This window comes from Streptomyces sp. NPDC001068, from assembly GCF_042897315.1.
Taxonomy (GTDB): Bacteria; Actinomycetota; Actinomycetes; order Streptomycetales; family Streptomycetaceae; genus Streptomyces.
The window spans coordinates 600,165-618,809 of the sequence record NZ_JBIAYD010000001.1; the positions used below are offsets into that span (position 1 = coordinate 600,165).

Here is an 18,645-nt window from a genome sequence, read left to right on the forward strand (position 1 = left end):
CGAACCGTCGGCGGCGGACCCGGCGAAAACCCGGGCGGGCGAAGCCGTCGTCTTCCTAGGGTGCCGTCATGAGCGACGACTCCCTCCGCATCCGGCCGATGACCCTCGACGACTGCGACCGCGTCTCCGAGATACGCATCCGGGGCTGGCAGTACGCCTACCGGGGGCTGATGCCGCAGCCCTTCCTCGACGGGCTCAGCGCGGAACGCGACGCGGTGCGCCGCCGGGCCCGGTTCCGGGACGGCGAGAACGGGGTCACCGACCTCGTCGCCGAGCGGGGCGGCGAGATCGTCGGCTGGGCGGCGCACGGGCCGTACCGGGACGGCGACGTGCGCACCGGCGACGCCGAGCTGTACGCGATCTACCTCGACCCCGCCCATGTCGGCACCGGCGCCGGCCGGCGGCTGCTGGAGACGGTGCTGGCGCAGTGCGCCCGGCACGCGCGCGTGTACCTGTGGGTGCTGAAGGAGAACGCGCGCGCCCGGCGGTTCTACGAGAGGGCGGGCTTCCGGCCCGACGGCGTGGAGGAGCCCTACGAGGTCGACGGGGTGCCCGTGCCGGAGGTGCGGTACGTCAGGAACCGCGACCTCACCTCGGCCTAGGGATGTGGGAGAGGGCCCGGACCGCGGCCTCGGCGAGGTTCGGGTGGGCCAGGGCCTCGTTCAGGACGCGCCGGGCACGGGCGTCGCCCAGCGCGCCGAGACCCTCCACGCAGGCGAGGGCGACCTTGCGGTAGGGGTCGTGCGGGCGCAGCCGGCGCTCCAGGGTGGTGATGAGGGCCGGGACGGACTCCGGGGCGCGGAGCACGACCAGGAGCCGGACCGGGTGCAGGGCGTAGGCGATCCGCAGCTCGTTGGTGGCGAGGGCGGCGGCGGCGCGGGCCGTACGCGGGTCCCGCAGGCGGGCGAGCGCGTGCGCGGCGGAGGCGCAACGGGGCGGGTCCCGGTGGTTCAGCAGGAGGACCAGGGTCTCGAAGGCGCGCCGGTCGCCGGCCGCCCCCAGCCGGCAGGCCGCCAACTCCCTGGCCCACAGGGGCTGTCCGGCCGCGGTGAGGACCTCCGCCAGCTCGTCGGGTTCCTCGGTCGCCAGGAGCCGGTCGAAGGCGGCCGTTCCCTGGGACTCCTGGCGCAGACGCTCCGTGAGCGATCGCAACTCTTCGTCCACGAAGCCCAGCGTAGAGGCGTCGCGGGAGCGGAGGGACCTACATCACAAAGTCGGGGGGCTGGCGCGCTCGTTACCCGCCGGTTAAGCTCAATCGAGCGAGTCACCCACTCGCGTGAACGCTCACTCCGGTTTGGTGACGCAGCCGTCGTGAGCATCCAGTCGGTTCGGTACCTCGTACCGCATGTACGGCTCGGCTCCGGGACAGGGCCGGTCGGGACCGGCCGCCGCCGGGCGTGTGCACGCCCGTGGCGACGGCACCGGGCGTGTGCGCAAGCAGCCCGGCCAACACCCGCATCCACGCAGCTCTTTCGGCACCCGGTGCGCCCTCCCGGCGCACCCGGGCCGTTTCCAGTCGTCACCCTCATTCCTGGAGTCCCGCGATGGCCACTCCCCAGTCCGACCCCTCCCTGTCCCCGCTCAGGACCGTCGCCGTGGTCGGCCTCGGCACCATGGGCACCGGCATCACCGAGGTCCTCGCCAGGGCCGGCCGCCATGTGATCGGCATCGACGTCAGCGAGGCCCAGGCGGCCGGTTCGCTCGCCGCCCTGGAGGCCTCCACGGCCCGTGCCGTGGGCCGCGGCAGGCTGACCGAGCAGGAGCGCGCCGACGTCCTCGCCCGGGTCCGCACCGGCACCGACCTGACGGCCGCGGCCGACGCCGACCTCGTCATCGAGGTGGTCCCGGAGTCGTACGACATCAAGCACCAGGTCTTCCGCGAGCTGGACGGCATCGTCCGCCCGGGGACCATCCTCGCCACCGGTACCAACGCGCTCTCCGTGACCCGGCTGGCCGCCGACTCGGCCCGTCCCGAACGCGTCCTCGGCCTGCACTTCTTCAACCCCGCCCCGGCGATGAAGCTGGTCGAGGTCGTCTCCTCGGTGCTCACCGCGCCCGGCGCGGTCGCCGCCGTCACCGATCTGGCGCTGGAACTCGGCAAGGAGCCGGTCGCGGTCGGCGACCGCCCCGGGTTCGTCGCGGACGGGCTGCTCTTCGGCTACCTCAACCAGGCCGCCGCGATGTACGAGGCGAAGTACGCCTCCCGTGAGGACATCGACGCCGCCATGCGGCTCGGCTGCGGTCTGCCGATGGGCCCGCTCGCCCTGCTCGACCTGATCGGCGTCGACACCGCGCGCACGGTCCTGGAGGCCATGTACGCCGAGTCCCGCGACCGGCTGCACGCCCCGGCCCCCGTCCTCAAGCAGCTCAGCGAGGCGGGCCTGACCGGCCGCAAGTCCGGGCGCGGTTTCTACACCTACGAGGCCCCGGGCAGCACCACGGTGGTCCGGGACGCGCTGACCCCGCTGGACGGCGCCGCCGTCGGCGAGGGCCGCCCGGTCCGCTCGGTCGGGGTGGCCGGCTCCGGAACCATGGCCTCCGGCATCGCCGAGGTCTTCGCCAAGGCCGGCTACCAGGTCGTCCTGGCCGCCCGCAGCGAGGACAAGGCGCAGGCCGCCAAGGCCCGCGTCGGCAAGTCCCTGGACCGCTCCGTCGGCAAGGGCCGGATGACCCCCGAGGCCGCCGCCCGGACCCTGGACCTAATCACCGCCGCGGGCTCGTACGACGCCTTCGCCGACGTCGACCTGGCGGTGGAGGCGGTCGCCGAGGACCTGGAGATCAAGCGGCAGCTGTTCGCAACCCTCGACAAGGTCTGCAAGCCCGGCGCGGTGCTGGCCACCACGACCTCCTCGCTGCCGGTCGTGGCCTGCGCCCGGGCCACCTCGCGTCCCCAGGACGTGATCGGCATGCACTTCTTCAACCCGGCGCCGGCCATGAAGCTGGTCGAGGTCGTCCGTACCGTGCTGACCGGCGAGGACGTGCACGCGACGGTCCGCGAGGTCTGCGCGACCATCAGGAAGCACCCCGTGGACTGCGGCGACCGGGCCGGGTTCATCGTGAACGCGCTGCTGTTCCCGTACCTCAACAACGCGATCAAGATGGTCGAGGAGCACTACGCCTCGCTGGACGACATCGACGCGGCGATGAAGCTCGGCGGCGGCTACCCGATGGGCCCGTTCGAGCTGCTGGACGTGGTCGGCCTGGACGTGTCGCTCGCGATCGAGAAGGTGCTGCACCGGGAGTTCCGCGATCCGGGGCTGGCGCCCGCGCCGCTCCTCGAGCACCTGGTGGCCGCGGGCTGCCTCGGCCGCAAGACCGGCCGTGGCTTCCGCGAATATGCCCGCCGCTGAGGGCCTCGGCGACCGGTACCGGGACGAGCGGGACTGGGGCGGGCTGCTCGACCCGGGCGGCGGACCGCCGCCCGTCCCGCTCCGCCCGGCTCCCCCGCCCTGCGCTCCCCCGCCCCTCGCGGGCGGGGGAAACCCCGGTCATGCCCATCAAGCTGCGCACATGCAGTACGTTCGGGACATGCCCCAGTCCGCCAGGTCCTCACGTACACCCGCCACGTCCGACGCGCCGGAGAGTGCCGCGGGCAGCCGCGCGGCCGCGCAGCGGCTCAAGATGCGCCGCGAGCTCGCGGCCGCCGCGATGGAGCTGTTCGCGACCAAGGGGTACGAGGCGACCACCGTCGACGAGATCGCGGCCGCGGCCGGGGTCGCCCGGCGCACCTTCTTCCGCCACTTCCGTTCCAAGGAAGAGGCGATCTTCCCGGACCACGACGACACCCTGATCCGTGCGGAGGCCGTGCTCAACGCGGCCCCGGCGCACGAGCATCCGCTCGACACCGTGTGCCGCGGCATCAAGGAGGTCATGAAGATGTACGCGGCCCGGCCGGACATCTCGGTCGCCCGCTACAAGCTCACCCGCGAGGTGCCGACCCTCCGTGAGGCCGAGATCGCCTCGGTGGCCCGCTACGAGCGTCTCTTCACCCGCTACCTGCTCGGCCACTTCGACGAGCACGCGCACGCGGACGACGCCAACGACGACCCGCTGCTGGCCGAGGTGGCCGCGTCGGCGGTGGTCACCGCCCACAACCACGTGCTGCGGCGCTGGCTGCGGGCCGGCGGGCAGGGGGACGTGGAGACGCAGCTGGACCACGCCTTCGCGATCGTGCGGAAGACGTTCGGGACGGGCATCGGGGCGGGCCGGGAGACCTCTCCCCGGTCCACCGCGCCGGCCACGGTGGCCTCGCAGGGCGAGGTGCTGGTGACGGTGGCCAGGACCGACGCCCCGCTCGACGAGGTGATGCGGACCATCGAGCAGGCGCTCAAGGAGCGCTGACCGCGTACCGCGGACGGACACCGCCGACGCGCCCCCCTGTCCCGGGGGGCGCGTTCCTTTTTTCCGGCCTGATGGCACTGGGTGCCGGGTGACGGCTCCGACATCGGGAGGACCCCCACAAGTCGGCACACCTTGGCCTACCCGTCAGTAGCTTTGATCGATCATCGCTCATTTGTTACGTAAAGATTTCATCTGAGAGTAAGTTCTGGCACTCAGTGCCTTGCCACCTGACACGCGGTGTCATACGTTGATGGGTGTCCGGCCTGTCCCGGCGAGCCCACCAGCCCGCCCGCCGGACGCCTGCGTCACAGGCAACCTCCCGCGCCACAAAGCGCTGCCGAAGCACCACCCCCGCCGAACCGACGGCACCCTCCCGAAACCCTCAGCAGCACCGACGTAACCCTCAGCGCCCCTCCCCTCAGGGGGCGCCGACCGCCGGAGGCAACACCGTGACCACTCAGGCCATTCTCGACGCGATCCAGTCGCAGGACTCGACGCCGGCCGACTTCGCCGCCCTGCCCCTCCCGGAGTCGTACCGCGCGATCACCGTGCACAAGGACGAGACGGAGATGTTCGCGGGCCTGGAGACCCGCGACAAGGACCCGCGCAAGTCGATCCACCTGGACGACGTCCCGGTGCCCGAGCTGGGCCCGGGCGAGGCGCTGGTGGCCGTCATGGCCTCCTCGGTCAACTACAACTCGGTGTGGACCTCGATCTTCGAGCCGCTGTCCACCTTCGGGTTCCTGGAGCGCTACGGCCGCACCAACGACCTGGCCAAGCGCCACGACCTGCCCTACCACATCATCGGATCCGACCTCGCGGGCGTGGTCCTGCGCACCGGCCCGGGCGTCAACGCCTGGAAGCCCGGTGACGAGGTCGTCGCGCACTGCCTGTCCGTCGAGATGGAGTCCTCGGACGGGCACAACGACACGATGCTCGACCCCGAGCAGCGGATCTGGGGCTTCGAGACCAACTTCGGCGGCCTCGCCGAGATCGCGCTCGTCAAGTCCAACCAGCTGATGCCGAAGCCCGGCCACCTCAGCTGGGAGGAGGCCGCCGCCCCGGGCCTGGTCAACTCCACCGCCTACCGGCAGCTGGTCTCCCGCAACGGCGCCGGCATGAAGCAGGGCGACAACGTGCTGATCTGGGGCGCCAGCGGCGGACTCGGCTCCTACGCCACCCAGTTCGCGCTGGCCGGCGGCGCCAACCCGATCTGCGTCGTCTCCAGCGACCAGAAGGCGGACATCTGCCGCTCGATGGGCGCCGAGGCGATCATCGACCGCAGCGCCGAGGGCTACCGGTTCTGGAAGGACGAGCAGACCCAGGACCCCAAGGAGTGGAAGCGCTTCGGCAAGCGCATCCGCGAACTCACCGGCGGCGAGGACATCGACATCGTCTTCGAGCACCCCGGCCGCGAGACCTTCGGCGCGAGCGTCTTCGTCACCCGCAAGGGCGGCACGATCACCACCTGCGCCTCCACCTCGGGCTACATGCACGAGTACGACAACCGCTACCTGTGGATGTCCCTGAAGCGGATCATCGGCTCGCACTTCGCCAACTACCGCGAGGCCTGGGAGGCCAACCGGCTGATCGCGAAGGGCCGGATCCACCCGACCCTGTCGAAGGTCTACTCGCTGGAGGAGACCGGCCAGGCCGCCCACGACGTGCACCGCAACGTCCACCAGGGCAAGGTCGGCGTCCTGTGCCTGGCCCCCCAGGAGGGCCTCGGCGTGCGCGACGAGGAGATGCGCGCCAAGCACCTCGACGCCATCAACCGCTTCCGCAACGTCTGAGACACCCGAGGTCATAGATGACTGAGCGTCAGATCGCCGACGGCGGGCGGGAGTCCGTTCCGCCGACCGCACGGGAGAAGGACCGGCCGTGGCTCATGCGGACGTATGCCGGGCACTCCACCGCCGAGGCCTCCAACGAGCTGTACCGGCGCAACCTCGACAAGGGCCAGACCGGCCTGTCGGTCGCGTTCGACCTGCCGACGCAGACCGGCTACGACCCCGACCACATCCTCGCCCGCGGCGAGGTCGGCCGGGTGGGCGTGCCCGTCTCGCACCTCGGTGACATGCGCCGGCTGTTCCAGGACATCCCCCTGGAGCAGATGAACACCTCGATGACGATCAACGCCACCGCCATGTGGCTGCTGGCGCTCTACCAGGTCGTCGCCGAGGAACAGGGCGCCGACGTCACCAAGCTCCAGGGCACCACCCAGAACGACATCGTCAAGGAGTACCTGTCCCGGGGGACGCACGTCTTCCCGCCCGGACCGAGTCTCCGGCTGACGACGGACATGATCGCGTACACGGTCTCCCACATCCCGAAGTGGAACCCGATCAACATCTGCAGCTACCACCTGCAGGAGGCGGGCGCCACCCCGGTCCAGGAGATCGCGTACGCGATGTCCACCGCGATCGCCGTGCTCGACGCCGTCCGCGACTCCGGCCAGGTGCCGCAGGAGCGGATGGGCGACGTGGTCGCGCGGATCTCCTTCTTCGTGAACGCGGGCGTCCGCTTCGTCGAGGAGATGTGCAAGATGCGTGCGTTCGGCCGCATCTGGGACAAGGTCACCCGCGAGCGCTACGGCATCGAGAACCCCAAGCAGCGGCGGTTCCGCTACGGCGTCCAGGTGAACTCGCTCGGCCTGACCGAGGCGCAGCCGGAGAACAACGTCCAGCGGATCGTGCTCGAGATGCTCGCCGTCACGCTGTCCAAGGACGCCCGCGCGCGTGCCGTGCAGCTGCCCGCCTGGAACGAGGCGCTCGGCCTGCCCCGGCCCTGGGACCAGCAGTGGTCGCTGCGCATCCAGCAGGTGCTCGCCCACGAGAGCGACCTGCTGGAGTACGAGGACATCTTCGAGGGCTCGCACGTCATCGAGGCGAAGGTCGCGCAGCTGGTCGAGGACTGCCTCGCCGAGATGGACCGCATCCAAAAGATGGGCGGCGCGATGGCCGCCGTCGAGTCCGGGTACCTCAAGTCGCAGCTGGTCGCCTCGCACGCGGAGCGCCGGGGGCGGATCGAGTCCGGGCAGGAGAAGATCGTCGGCGTCAACATCTTCGAGACGACCGAGCCCAACCCGCTCACCGCCGACCTGGACACCGCGATCCAGACGGTCGACCCGGCGGTCGAGGCCCGGGTGGTGGAGGCGATCGGCCGCTGGCGCGACACGCGCTACCAGCCGCCGTTCAACCACCCGCGCCCCTGCAAGGCGCTGGAGCGGCTGAAGGAGGCCGCCAAGGGCACCGACAACCTCATGGAGGCCACTCTGGAGTGCGCCCGCGCCGGGGTCACGACCGGAGAGTGGGCGGGGGCGCTGCGCGAGGTGTTCGGCGAGTTCCGGGCGCCCACCGGCGTCTCCTCGGCTCCGGTGGCGGTGCCCGCCGAGGCCGGCTCGGCGATGGCCGGGGTGCGCGCGCGGGTGGACGCCACCGCCCGCGACCTGGGCACCGGCAAGCTCCGCTTCCTGGTCGGCAAGCCCGGCCTGGACGGGCACTCCAACGGCGCCGAGCAGATCGCCGTACGGGCCAGGGACGCCGGCTTCGAAGTGGTCTACCAGGGCATCCGGCTGACGCCCGAGCAGATCGTGGACGCCGCGCTCGCCGAGGACGTGCACGCGGTGGGACTGTCGATCCTGTCCGGATCGCACGCCCAGCTGGTCCCCGACGTCCTGGAACGCCTCCGTGTGGCCGGTGCCACAGATATACCGGTGATCGCCGGTGGCATCATCCCGAACGGTGATGCCGAGCAGCTCAGGGAAGCCGGAGTGGCCGCGGTCTTCACCCCGAAGGACTTCGACATCACCGGGATCATCGGCCGCATCGTCGACGAGATCCGCAAAGCGAACAAGCTCGACCCCCTGGAGGTCCCCGCATGACGACGCCCGTCAACCGTCTGCGCCCGCGGCGCTCGTGCCTCGCGGTGCCCGGCTCGAACCCGCGCTTCCTGGAGAAGGCGCAGGGTCTCCCGGCGGACCAGGTCTTCCTGGACCTGGAGGACGCGTGCGCGCCGCTCGCCAAGCCCGGGGCGCGGCACACCATCGTGAAGTTCCTCAACGAGGGCGACTGGACCGGCAAGACGCGGGTGGTGCGCGTCAACGACTGGACCACCGAGTGGACGTACCGCGACGTCGTCACGGTGGTCGAGGGCGCCGGCCAGAACCTCGACTGCATCATGCTGCCGAAGGTGCAGACGGCCCAGCAGGTCGTCGCGCTGGACCTGCTGCTCACCCAGATCGAGAAGACCATGGGCTTCGAGGTCGGCAAGATCGGCATCGAGGCGCAGATCGAGAACGCGCAGGGCCTCAACAACGTCAACGAGATCGCGCAGGCCTCCCCGCGCGTGGAGACCATCATCTTCGGCCCGGCCGACTTCATGGCGTCCATCAACATGAAGTCGCTGGTCGTGGGCGAGCAGCCGCCCGGCTACCCGGCGGACGCCTACCACTACATCCTGATGAAGATCCTGATGGCCGCCCGCGCCAACAACCTCCAGGCGATCGACGGCCCCTACCTCCAGATCCGCAACGTGGAGGGCTACCGCGCGGTCGCCCAGCGTGCCGCGGCCCTCGGCTTCGACGGCAAGTGGGTCCTGCACCCGGGCCAGGTCGAGGCGTCCAACGAGATCTTCTCGCCGTCCCAGGAGGACTACGACCACGCCGAGCTGATCCTGGACGCGTACGACTACTACACGTCCGAGGCGGGCGGCAAGAAGGGCTCCGCGATGCTCGGCGACGAGATGATCGACGAGGCCAGCCGCAAGATGGCCCTGGTCATCTCCGGCAAGGGCCGCGCGGCCGGCATGCAGCGCACCTCGAAGTTCGAGATCCCGGAGGGCTGAGCGCGATGCAGTTCGGACGCACGTACGAGGAGTTCGAGGTCGGGGCGACGTACAAGCACTGGCCCGGGAAGACGGTCACGGAGTACGACGACCACCTGTTCTGCCTGCTCACCATGAACCACCACCCGCTCCACATGGACACCAACTACGCCGAGAAGACGACGGACTTCGGCAAGAACGTGGTGGTCGGGAACTACATCTACTCGCTGCTGCTCGGCATGAGCGTGCCGGACGTCTCGGGCAAGGCGATCGCCAACCTGGAGATCGAGTCGCTCAGGCACGTGGCGCCGACCTTCCACGGCGACACGGTCTACGGGCAGACCACCGTGCTCGACAAGTGGCCCTCCAAGTCGAAGAACGACCGCGGGATCGTCTACGTCGAGACCAAGGGCTACAAGCAGGACGGCACGCTGGTCTGCGTCTTCCGCCGCAAGGTGATGGTGCCGACCGAGACGTACATCAAGGAGCGCGGCGGCGAGCAGCCGGGCCGCCCCGAGCTGAGGGAGCAGGAGAAGTAGCCATGGCCCGTCTCGCCCAGACCGCCGGTCTGACCGACGTCCAGCAGGAGATCCTCTCCACCGTCCGCGACTTCGTGGACAAGGAGATCATCCCGGTCGCCACCGAGCTGGAGCACCGCGACGAATACCCGCAGGACATCGTCGACGGCCTGAAGGAGCTCGGCCTCTTCGGCCTGATGATCCCCGAGGAGTACGGCGGCCTGGGCGAGTCGCTCCTGACGTACGCGCTGTGCGTCGAGGAGATCGCCCGGGGCTGGATGTCCGTCTCCGGCATCATCAACACGCACTTCATCGTGGCGTACATGCTCAAGCAGCACGGCACGCAGGAGCAGAAGGACCACTTCCTGCCGCGGATGGCGGCCGGCGACGTCCGGGGCGCGTTCTCGATGTCGGAGCCGGCCCTCGGCTCGGACGTCTCCGCCATCACCTCGAAGGCGGTGAAGGACGGCGAGGAGTACGTCCTGAACGGCCAGAAGATGTGGCTGACCAACGGCGGCACCTCCTCGCTCGTGGCCGTCCTCGTACGAAGTGACGAAGGCCACCCCGAGGGAACGGCCCCCCACAAGTCGATGACGACCTTCCTGGTCGAGAAGGAGCCCGGCTTCGGAGAGGTCCGCCCCGGCCTCACCATCCCGGGCAAGATCGACAAGATGGGCTACAAGGGCGTCGACACCACCGAGCTGATCATGGACGGGCTGCGGATTCCGGCCGATCGGGTGCTCGGCGGGGTCACCGGCCGAGGTTTTTACCAAATGATGGACGGAGTCGAGGTCGGCCGCGTCAACGTGGCGGCGCGTGGCTGCGGCGTCGCACAGCGTGCCTTCGAACTCGGCGTCCGGTACGCCCAGCAGCGTCACACTTTCGGCAAGGCGATCGCCCAGCACCAGGCCATCCAGTTCAAGCTCGCGGAGATGGCCACCAAGGTCGAGGCCGCCCATGCCATGATGGTGAACGCCGCACGTAAAAAGGACTCCGGGGAACGAAACGACCTGGAGGCCGGGATGGCGAAGTACCTCGCCTCCGAGTACTGCAAGGAGGTCGTGGAGGACGCCTTCCGGATCCACGGAGGCTACGGATTCTCCAAGGAGTACGAGATCGAGCGGCTCTACCGCGAGGCGCCGATGCTGCTGATCGGCGAAGGCACCGCCGAGATCCAGAAAATGATCATCGGCCGAAGGCTGCTCGAAGAGTATCGGTTCCAGGGCTGATTGTCCCGGTGCGGGGTGTTTTCTTCGAGAAGAAGATCACACCCCGTCAACGGTCTTCGGCCGCCGACTCGGTATCCTGGCTTGCCCAGTTGTGGCCCACGACCGGTACGATCCCGGAAAGCCGCCGTCCCCTATCACCGCGCGGCATCATCCGCTACGAAGGTCATCCATGCCCCACAGCCAAACCTCTGCACATCGAGACAGCCTGGCCGGCGTACGCCTCGCGCGCGGAGCATCGCCGTGGCTTCTCCCGACCGTCGCCACCGCAGCCGTCAGCCTCCTGCGTGCCCGTCGCTCCGGCGCCGCGAAGGCCGTCGCCGTGCCCGCCACCGCGCTCGCCGCGGGCATGCTGTGGTTCTTCCGCGACCCCGAGCGTGAGATCGCCCAGGGCCGCGTCATCTCCCCCGCCGACGGTGTGGTGCAGAGCATCATGCCGTGGAAGGACGGGCGCACCCGCGTCGCGATCTTCATGAGCCCGCTCAACGTCCACGTCAACCGGGCACCGCTGTCCGGCACCGTGACGTCGGTGGAGCACATCCCCGGTGGCTTCGTTCCCGCCTTCAACAAGGAGAGCGAGAACAACGAGCGCGTAGTCTGGCATTTCGACACCGAACTCGGCGACATCGAGATGATCCAGATCGCCGGCGCGGTGGCCCGCCGCATCGTGCCCTACCTCCCGCAGGGCACGAAGGTCGAGCAGGGCGACCGCATCGGTCTGATCCGCTTCGGCTCGCGCGTCGACATCTACCTGCCCGAGGGCGTGGAGGTCGCGGTCGAGGTCGGACAGAAGACCGTGGCTGGGGTGACTCGCATTGACCGTGATTGATCCGGAGACCCAGGCGGGCTGGGTGCCCGAGGCCGACGAGGTCGGCGACGACGAGGAGGAGATGCCGCTCTCTCTCCGCCTCTCGATAGCGGACACCCTCACCCTGGGCAACGCCACGTGCGGCTTCATGGCGGTGTACTTCACCACCACCGGCATCCTGATCCCGCACCTCACCGGGGACGACCAGTCGGCGGGCATGGCGCGGCACAGCGCCGCCACCGCGGTCATCCTCATGCTCTGCGCGGCGGTCTTCGACCTGTTCGACGGCCTGGTCGCGCGCAAGCTGCGCTCCTCGCCCATGGGCGCCGAGCTGGACAACCTCTCGGACCTGGTCAGCTTCGGCCTGGCCCCCGCGTACTTCGTGCTCGTCTACGGCATGGTGGCCGACGACGCGTACCAGAAGGTGGCCGCGGTCGGAGCGGTGGTCGTCCTGCTGGCGGTGGTGCTGCGGCTGGCCCGCTTCAGCTGCGTGACCCCGCCGAACGGCATGTTCCAGGGCATGCCGTCGCCGTTCGGCGCGCTCACGGTCGTCTCGATCGTGCTGCTGGAACTGCCCTTCGTCGCGACGCTCCTCGCGATCCTCGGTACGGCCTGGCTGATGGTGAGCCGGGTCGAGTACCCGAAGCCGCGTGGGCGTCTCGCCGGGGCGATGCTGTCCTGGATCGTCCTGTCCATGGGGCTCCTGGCGGCCTGGGCCTTCGACGCCCCCGGCGGCCAGCTGCTGCTCCAGACCGGCTGCGCGCTGCAGCTGGTGATGGGCGCGGTGATCCCGCTGTTCGCCACGGCCCGCCGGGTGAACAACATCCGCGACAACCGCCGCGAGGCGAGGGCGGCGCAGCTGCCGTAACCGCCTACCCGCACCAACGGCGAAGGGCCCCGAACCGATTTCCGGTCCGGGGCCCTTCACCGTTCCTACCGCGGCTCTTCGCCGGGTCCCTCCCGGGGCCCTTCGAGCGTCACCGCCGGAGGTGCCCTCCCCCCGGCTCCCTCCCCGGTTCCCTCCCGGGACGCGCCTCGTCTCCGTGGCCGTCCCTGGACGCGTCACCACCGTCTCTGGCGCCTCGGTTCACCCCTTGCCCAACCGAGTCGGGTGGTGGGTGGGCGAGGATCCCGCAGGACCGGGGGCGGAGCCCCCGGACGGTCCCCCGGGACGGTGTCCAGGGACGGTGCGCTCAGGTCAGGAAGTCCCGCGCGATCTGCTCCGCGACGCGCTCCAGGATCGGTCCCGCGTCCGCGATGCACTTCGCGACGTCCGGCTCCACGGACGTCAGCGGGTACGCCCGCCGGATCCCCGCCCGCCCGAGCTCCGCCGGCGCCAGCGCCAGCCGCCCGCACACCGCCACGACCTCCTTGCCTGCGGCACGCGCGGCCGCGGCCACCCCCGCCGGCGCCTTCCCGTGCAGCGTCTGCTCGTCCAGGGAGCCCTCGCCGGTGATGACGAGCTCGGCCCCCTCCAGGGCCGGCGCGAAGCCCAGCACGTCGAGCATGACCTCGATGCCGGCCCGGAACCGCGCACCGAGCAGCAGCGCCCCGAACCCGATGCCACCGGCGGCCCCGGCGCCCGGCGCCACGGCGTACTCCGCCGCACGCGGGCCGGCCTCCGCCTCCAGCACCTTCGCGAAGTGCGCGAGGGCCCTGTCCAGGACCCCCACGTCGTCCGGCGAGGCACCCTTCTGCGGGCCGTACACGGCGGGCGCGCCCTTCGGCCCGGTCAGCGGGTTGTCGACGTCGCTGGCGAGGATCAGGTCGACCGACGACAGCCGGGGGTCCAGGCCGGACAGGTCCGCGCGGGCCAGGTCGGCGAGGCCGCCTCCGCCCGGCGCCACCGGCTCGCCGTCCTGGTCCAGGAACCGGGCCCCGAGCGCCGTCAGCATCCCGGCACCGCCGTCGGTCGTGGCGCTGCCCCCGACGCCGAAGACGATCGTGCGGGCACCCGCGTCCAGCGCGGCCCGCAGCAGCTCTCCGGAGCCGTACGTCGAGGCCGCCAGGGGCGCGAACACACCGGCCGGCAGCCGTTGCAGTCCGCTCGCCTCGGCCATCTCCACCACCGCGGTGTCGCCGCGCAGCGCGAACGCGGCACCGACCTCCCGCCCCAACGGGCCGGCGACCCGCCGCTCGTGGCGCTCGAATCCGGCCGCGACCGCCGCGGCCACCGTGCCGTCCCCGCCGTCCGCGACGGGCAGCGCCGCCACCTCCACGCCGGGCACGATCCGGCGGAGCCCCGCGGTCACCCGCTCGGCGACCTGTACGGCCGTCAGCGATCCCTTGAACTTGTCCGCGGCGATGAGCACGCGCTGCGTCACCTGTATCCCCTTGCTCTCCGGGCCTCGCACATGTCAAGGCCAGTCGCGCCGCTGCGACCTTAACCGCAGGACACCCCCGCCGTCATTTCCCGGCCGAGGCCCGGACAGGTCCCGGGAGCGGCCCGGGAACCCGGCCGTACCGGGGAGGGCGGCCCTCGTCCGTGGGGAGCCCGGCCCCCCGCTGGATACCCTTTCCGGGTGACCACCACTGACGCCTACGCCGCGTACATCGCGAGCCTCCCCCGGATCCTCGCCGGGGCGGCCGCGCTCCTCCGGGACGCCGAGGGACGGGTGCTGCTCGTCGAGCCGAACTACCGGGAGGGCTGGGCGCTGCCCGGCGGGACCGTCGAGTCCGACGACGGGGAGACCCCGCGCCAGGGCGCCCGCCGGGAGACCCTGGAGGAGATCGGCCTGGACCGCGAGATGGGCCGGCTGCTCGCGGTGGACTGGGTGCACGGCACCGGCCGGCCGCCGATCGTCGCCTACCTGTACGACGGCGGTCTCGTCACCGACGCCGACCTCGGGTCGATCCGCCTCCAGGAGGAGGAACTCCTGTCCTGGCGGCTGGTCGCCCGCGCCGAACTCACCACGTACCTGCCGGGCTCCCTGGGACGCCGCGTACTGGCCGCGCTGGACGTGCTGGACGAGGGCACGGGCACCGCGGAACTGGAGAACGGCGACCGCGCGGGGTGACGCCGATTCGTACGAGGTGACGCCGGTTCGCACGGGGTGACACCGGTTCGCGCGGGGTGACGCCGAATCGCGCGGGACGACCGGAGAGCGAAGGGAGAAGGGCGGTCGTCACGTCCGCGCGCGTTCAGGGGGTGCCGCGCGCGGTGTTCGGTGCGGGCCACCAGGCCGCGTCGGAGACGGGCGTCGCCGGTGAGCCGGTGAGCCGTTGGACGACGTCGGTGACCGCGGAGATCTCGCCCTTCTCGATCGCCTGGTACCACGAGATCCAGGTCTCGATCTGTTCCCCGCTCATGCCCTGCCGCCACCGCCGCGCGAAGGCCTCCTCGAGGGTCTCCGTTTCGAACCGGTAGGGCCGGCCGGTGGCCGCCGCGATCCGGGTGACCGCTTCGTCCAGGGTCAGGGCCTCGGGCCCGGTGATCTCCAGTACCGCGCCGTCGTACTCGGAGGGGACACCCTCGTCGAGCGCGACAGCGGTGATCACGTCCGCGATGTCCTCGTGGGTGGTGAAAGCGGCCCGGCCGGTGCTCGCGGGGCCGCTGACGACGAATTCCCCGTCGGCCAGGGCGGCCGGCGTCGACGTGTAGAAGCCCGCCCGGAGTACCGTGTGCCGGATCCCGGCTCCGGCCAGGAACTGCTCGGTCAGCCACTGGTCGCGGGCGTTCAGATAGGTGGCGGTGGGCGAGGCGCCGACGAGGGACACGTACAGGACCCGGTCGACACCGGCCGCGATCGCGGCCTCGACGGCGGTGGCGTGCTCCTCCAGCCGGCGTCCCGTCCGGTGTCCGGACACCAGGACGAGCGTCGACGCGCCCTCCAGCGCCTCACGCATTGCGGAGGCGTCGCCGTACCCGGCCGGACCACGCCGCCGTGCGCCCGGCAGTCCGGGCATCCGGTCGGGCCGTCTTCCGACGAGCAGTTGGGGGACGCCACGGTCGGCGAGCCGAGCCGCGACACGGCTGCCCAGTGCCCCGGTCACTCCGGTGACCGCGACGGTGACATGGTCGTCGGACATGGTCTCCCCTCGGTCGTGGCCGCTCCCGGCCGGAACCCGCAGTTCCCATCAAACCCGACGGAAGACGGGTCCCGCTTGTTTTCCTCCCCCACGTGATCACGCGACGTCGGACGCGGCGGCCCCAGGGCGCGGACGGTGACCGCGGCCCGGATTCGTGTCGCCACGGCCCGCCGCCGACGAGCGGGTACGGCCGGAGCCGACCCCGCGAATCCCCGCCACGGACCTGTTGCGTGACGCTCGGTCGAAAATCGGTGGTCACCCGGACTGACCGAGCTTCACGCTGAACGCCATGAAAGAAGAGCTCCACAGGATCCGCGCGCTCCACACGGCGTCCACGATCACCGTCTACCAGGCGTACTCCCCTGAGATCGGACTCCCCGCCGCCCGGGACGGCCACTTTCCGGCAGCGTGGAAACCCGACCGAATGACGTGGATCAAACCCAGTTTCACGTGGATGATGTACCGCTCCGGGTGGGGCACGAAGGAGGCGCAGGAGACCGTCCTCGCCGTGGAGATCCGCCGTGACGGCTTCGACTGGGCGCTGCGCCACGCCTGTCTGTCGAGCTACGTCCGCGGGCTGCACCCCGACCGCGGCAGCTGGCAGCGTGACCTCAAGCGCGCACCGGCCCGGGTCCAGTGGGATCCCGAACGGGACCTGCACCTCCAGCCCCTGCCGTACCGGTCCCTGCAACTCGGCCTCAGCGGTGAGGCCGCACGACGCTACGCGGACGAGTGGACGGTCACCATCCGCGACGTGACCCCACTCGCCCACGAGATCCACGCCGTTGTCCGCAGCGGTGACCTGGACTCCGCCGCCCGCCTGCTGCCCCAAGAACGCCCCTATCCCGTCGGAGACGCGGGACTTGCCCACCTCAACGCATGAAGGGTCGAGTGCGCGATGAACGACTTCCGCTCGCCCTACGGCACGCCGCACTGAGTTCGCCTCGCCGAAGTCGCCGCCTCCGCGGCCCGCAGGAGCTCTGAGATGTCAGCCGGCCGACGGACTCCACGGCCGTCGGAACGTGTCGCGCCGAGCCCCGACTCGACAAGTGCCGCGTATCCGTCACGGCTGGGACTGATCGCCGCGGTCGCCGGCCTGCACGTCCGGCTCGACGCCCCAGGGAGCGGCCCCCTCGGAAAGCCGCAGGTAGTATCCGCAAGCGCTTTGGCCTCCTCAGGCTGCTGAACCAGGTGGGTGGGAGATTCCTCGATGACGTTTCGGCTGCGCGCTGTCCGCGCGTTCGCTTTGCTGGTCGGCTTCTTTCTGATGGGCGCGGTCCTGCTGTCGGCCATGGCGGTGCTGGACTGGCTGCTCACGACACGCCTGTTCACCGCTCAGGCGGCCTGGCTGGAGGGCACGGTCCTGACCGTCACCGTTCTGCTGGCGGCCGCGATTGTGCGGGGCATGTTCGCCTTTCTGCGGGCCGGGCGTCTCGGCCCGGTGTCGGACGCGGTCGCGGTCACTCCCGAGGACCAGCCCGAGCTGTGGGAACAGATACGCATCGCCGCCGAAGTGACGGGACAGCGGCCACCGGACGAGCTCTACCTGGACGCAGTGGTCAACGCGGGAGTCGCCGAACACAGCCACCTGCTGGGGCTGGTGTCCGGACGCCGCCGCATGCGTCTCGGTCTGCCGCTGCTCGCCGGACTGACCGTCCCACAGTTGCGCGCCGTCCTCGCCCACGAGTTCGGCCACTACGCAAACCTCGACACCCGGCTCGGCGCTGTCACGATGCGCGGACGGAAAGCAGTAGTGCACACGGTGCAGGCCTTTCAGCAGGGCGGAACCAGGTTCCACTTCGTGATCGGCGCCCTGTACGTCGGTTACGCCCGGATGTTCCTGCGTACCTCGCAGTCCGTCGCCCGTCACCAGGAGTTCGCCGCCGACCGGATGGCCGCCCGGCACGCAGGGCGTGACGCGACGGCCGCCGCCCTGCGCATCATTCCGGTGCTCGCCGGTGCGTACACCCACTACCTGGAGACGTACGCCGGGATGGGCACGTCGCAGGGAGCGCTGCCGCCTGTGGGCGAGGTGCACGGCGGTTTCCGGCGGTTGCTCGCCGTCCGTACCGGGGAGCGACTCGCTGAACTCTCCGCCGGGCAGCGTCCGCCGCGGCCGCACCCGTACGATTCGCACCCGCCGACAGCCGAGCGGATCGCCCTGATCGAGGAGCTGCCCACCGACGACCGCCCCTCCGAGCCGGCCGATGGGACGGCGGCGCTGACCCTGCTGCGGGACACGGACAGGGTGTTCGCCGCACTGGAGGAACGCACGCTGTCGCGGGAGGCGGCGCTCATGCGGCGGAGGAGTTGGGACGACCTCGTCATGGCCCGCGCGGTCGAGGACGCCGACGGCTGGTCCCGGCCGCTGCGGCTCGCCGTGGCCAGGGCGCTTCGCTCATCGGCGCAGGGTGCTGAGGGAACGGTGCCCGCACGCCGAGATGCCACGTCCGAGGAGGCGGTCAACGACGTCCTGCCCGGCTTGGAGGAGGTACTCGACGCGATCGACCGCGGTCTGCTGTGGATGGAGGTCGCCGACCGCATGCCCAAGCCGTATCAGGCGTCACGACTGACAGGGCCGTCCGCCCGCAATTTCATTCGGCCCGAGATCTTCGACGGGCTCGCGGGCCTGGTCCACCTGCGACTCGTCGAGTCGGGACACGCCAGACCGGACATCGCCTGGTCGGGGCGGCCTGGACTCCTTCTGCCCGAGCCGTGGGAGAAGGGCCTGGACGACGCCATCGACGCGGCCGTCACCGACACACCCGACACCGCCCCGCTGCGCGCCCTGCTCACCGGCCGCGACTGCGTGTCCGTGTAGCCGGAGTGCGGCCGGGTTGCCCGTCAACCGAATGATCCCAGTCCGATTCAACTCGCAAAAGGCTCGCGAACGCTGCCT

Annotated in this window: 16 protein-coding genes; 13 read left to right on the top strand and 3 right to left on the bottom strand. The window is 70.9% G+C overall.

Annotated elements, in window-relative coordinates; genetic code table 11:
* Nucleotides 1-68 precede the first annotated feature (68 nt).
* Nucleotides 69-602: a GNAT family N-acetyltransferase gene (locus ACFY3I_RS02605; protein WP_390859001.1), complete on the top strand. Its 534-nt coding sequence runs from the start codon at nucleotides 69-71 to the stop codon at nucleotides 600-602.
* Here ACFY3I_RS02605 and ACFY3I_RS02610 read toward each other — a convergent pair.
* Entirely contained in the window at nucleotides 589-1,164 is a 576-nt protein-coding gene (locus tag ACFY3I_RS02610; RefSeq protein ID WP_390859002.1) for an adenylosuccinate lyase, read from the bottom strand. The genes ACFY3I_RS02605 and ACFY3I_RS02610 overlap by 14 nt on opposite strands.
* A gap of 380 nt (nucleotides 1,165-1,544) precedes the next feature.
* Between ACFY3I_RS02610 and ACFY3I_RS02615 the strand changes: the two genes are divergently transcribed.
* The 9 genes from ACFY3I_RS02615 (at nucleotide 1,545) to pssA (ending at nucleotide 12,585) form a co-directional block, all read left to right on the top strand.
* On the top strand, nucleotides 1,545-3,350 hold the full coding sequence (locus ACFY3I_RS02615; protein WP_365295347.1) for a 3-hydroxyacyl-CoA dehydrogenase family protein: 1,806 nt from the start codon (nucleotides 1,545-1,547) through the stop codon (nucleotides 3,348-3,350).
* Between the two features lie 160 nt (nucleotides 3,351-3,510).
* On the top strand, nucleotides 3,511-4,341 hold the full coding sequence (locus ACFY3I_RS02620) for a TetR family transcriptional regulator (RefSeq protein ID WP_365295345.1): 831 nt from the start codon (nucleotides 3,511-3,513) through the stop codon (nucleotides 4,339-4,341).
* 449 nt (nucleotides 4,342-4,790) lie between these two features.
* Nucleotides 4,791-6,134 (top strand): crotonyl-CoA carboxylase/reductase, encoded by a 1,344-nt coding sequence (ccrA, locus tag ACFY3I_RS02625; RefSeq protein ID WP_365295343.1) that lies wholly within the window; start codon nucleotides 4,791-4,793, stop codon nucleotides 6,132-6,134.
* Between the two features lie 17 nt (nucleotides 6,135-6,151).
* Entirely contained in the window at nucleotides 6,152-8,224 is a 2,073-nt protein-coding gene (locus ACFY3I_RS02630) for a protein meaA (RefSeq protein ID WP_390859003.1), read from the top strand.
* Entirely contained in the window at nucleotides 8,221-9,186 is a 966-nt protein-coding gene (locus ACFY3I_RS02635) for an HpcH/HpaI aldolase/citrate lyase family protein (protein ID WP_390859004.1), read from the top strand. Before ACFY3I_RS02630 ends, ACFY3I_RS02635 begins: the two co-directional genes overlap by 4 nt.
* Nucleotides 9,187-9,191: 5 nt before the next feature.
* Nucleotides 9,192-9,704, top strand: a complete 513-nt coding sequence (locus ACFY3I_RS02640) for a MaoC family dehydratase (RefSeq protein ID WP_365295337.1) — start codon at nucleotides 9,192-9,194, stop codon at nucleotides 9,702-9,704.
* A 2-nt stretch (nucleotides 9,705-9,706) separates the two neighbouring features.
* The gene (locus ACFY3I_RS02645) at nucleotides 9,707-10,912 is read left to right on the top strand and encodes an acyl-CoA dehydrogenase family protein (protein ID WP_363014514.1); all 1,206 of its coding nucleotides are present in this window, start codon (nucleotides 9,707-9,709) and stop codon (nucleotides 10,910-10,912) included.
* Between the two features lie 169 nt (nucleotides 10,913-11,081).
* Nucleotides 11,082-11,738 (top strand): phosphatidylserine decarboxylase, encoded by a 657-nt coding sequence (locus tag ACFY3I_RS02650; RefSeq protein WP_351315264.1) that lies wholly within the window; start codon nucleotides 11,082-11,084, stop codon nucleotides 11,736-11,738.
* A gap of 22 nt (nucleotides 11,739-11,760) precedes the next feature.
* A complete protein-coding gene (pssA, locus tag ACFY3I_RS02655; RefSeq protein ID WP_390859416.1) occupies nucleotides 11,761-12,585 on the top strand; it encodes a CDP-diacylglycerol--serine O-phosphatidyltransferase in 825 nt (274 codons plus the stop codon).
* A 325-nt stretch (nucleotides 12,586-12,910) separates the two neighbouring features.
* On the opposite strand, the gene ACFY3I_RS02660 is transcribed toward pssA, so the two are convergent.
* Nucleotides 12,911-14,029, bottom strand: a complete 1,119-nt coding sequence (locus tag ACFY3I_RS02660) for a glycerate kinase (RefSeq protein ID WP_390859417.1) — start codon at nucleotides 14,027-14,029, stop codon at nucleotides 12,911-12,913.
* Between the two features lie 210 nt (nucleotides 14,030-14,239).
* Here ACFY3I_RS02660 and ACFY3I_RS02665 point away from each other — a divergent pair, with 210 nt between their 5' ends.
* The gene (locus ACFY3I_RS02665) at nucleotides 14,240-14,734 is read left to right on the top strand and encodes an NUDIX domain-containing protein (RefSeq protein WP_390859005.1); all 495 of its coding nucleotides are present in this window, start codon (nucleotides 14,240-14,242) and stop codon (nucleotides 14,732-14,734) included.
* A gap of 124 nt (nucleotides 14,735-14,858) precedes the next feature.
* Here ACFY3I_RS02665 and ACFY3I_RS02670 read toward each other — a convergent pair whose 3' ends face one another.
* A complete protein-coding gene (locus ACFY3I_RS02670) occupies nucleotides 14,859-15,746 on the bottom strand; it encodes an NAD(P)H-binding protein (RefSeq protein ID WP_390859006.1) in 888 nt (295 codons plus the stop codon).
* A gap of 289 nt (nucleotides 15,747-16,035) precedes the next feature.
* On the opposite strand from ACFY3I_RS02670, the gene ACFY3I_RS02675 reads away from it, so the two are divergent.
* Entirely contained in the window at nucleotides 16,036-16,629 is a 594-nt protein-coding gene (locus ACFY3I_RS02675; protein ID WP_365295331.1) for a DUF4291 domain-containing protein, read from the top strand.
* A 327-nt stretch (nucleotides 16,630-16,956) separates the two neighbouring features.
* On the top strand, nucleotides 16,957-18,567 hold the full coding sequence (locus tag ACFY3I_RS02680) for a M48 family metallopeptidase (RefSeq protein ID WP_390859007.1): 1,611 nt from the start codon (nucleotides 16,957-16,959) through the stop codon (nucleotides 18,565-18,567).
* The last annotated feature ends 78 nt before the right edge of the window (nucleotides 18,568-18,645 follow it).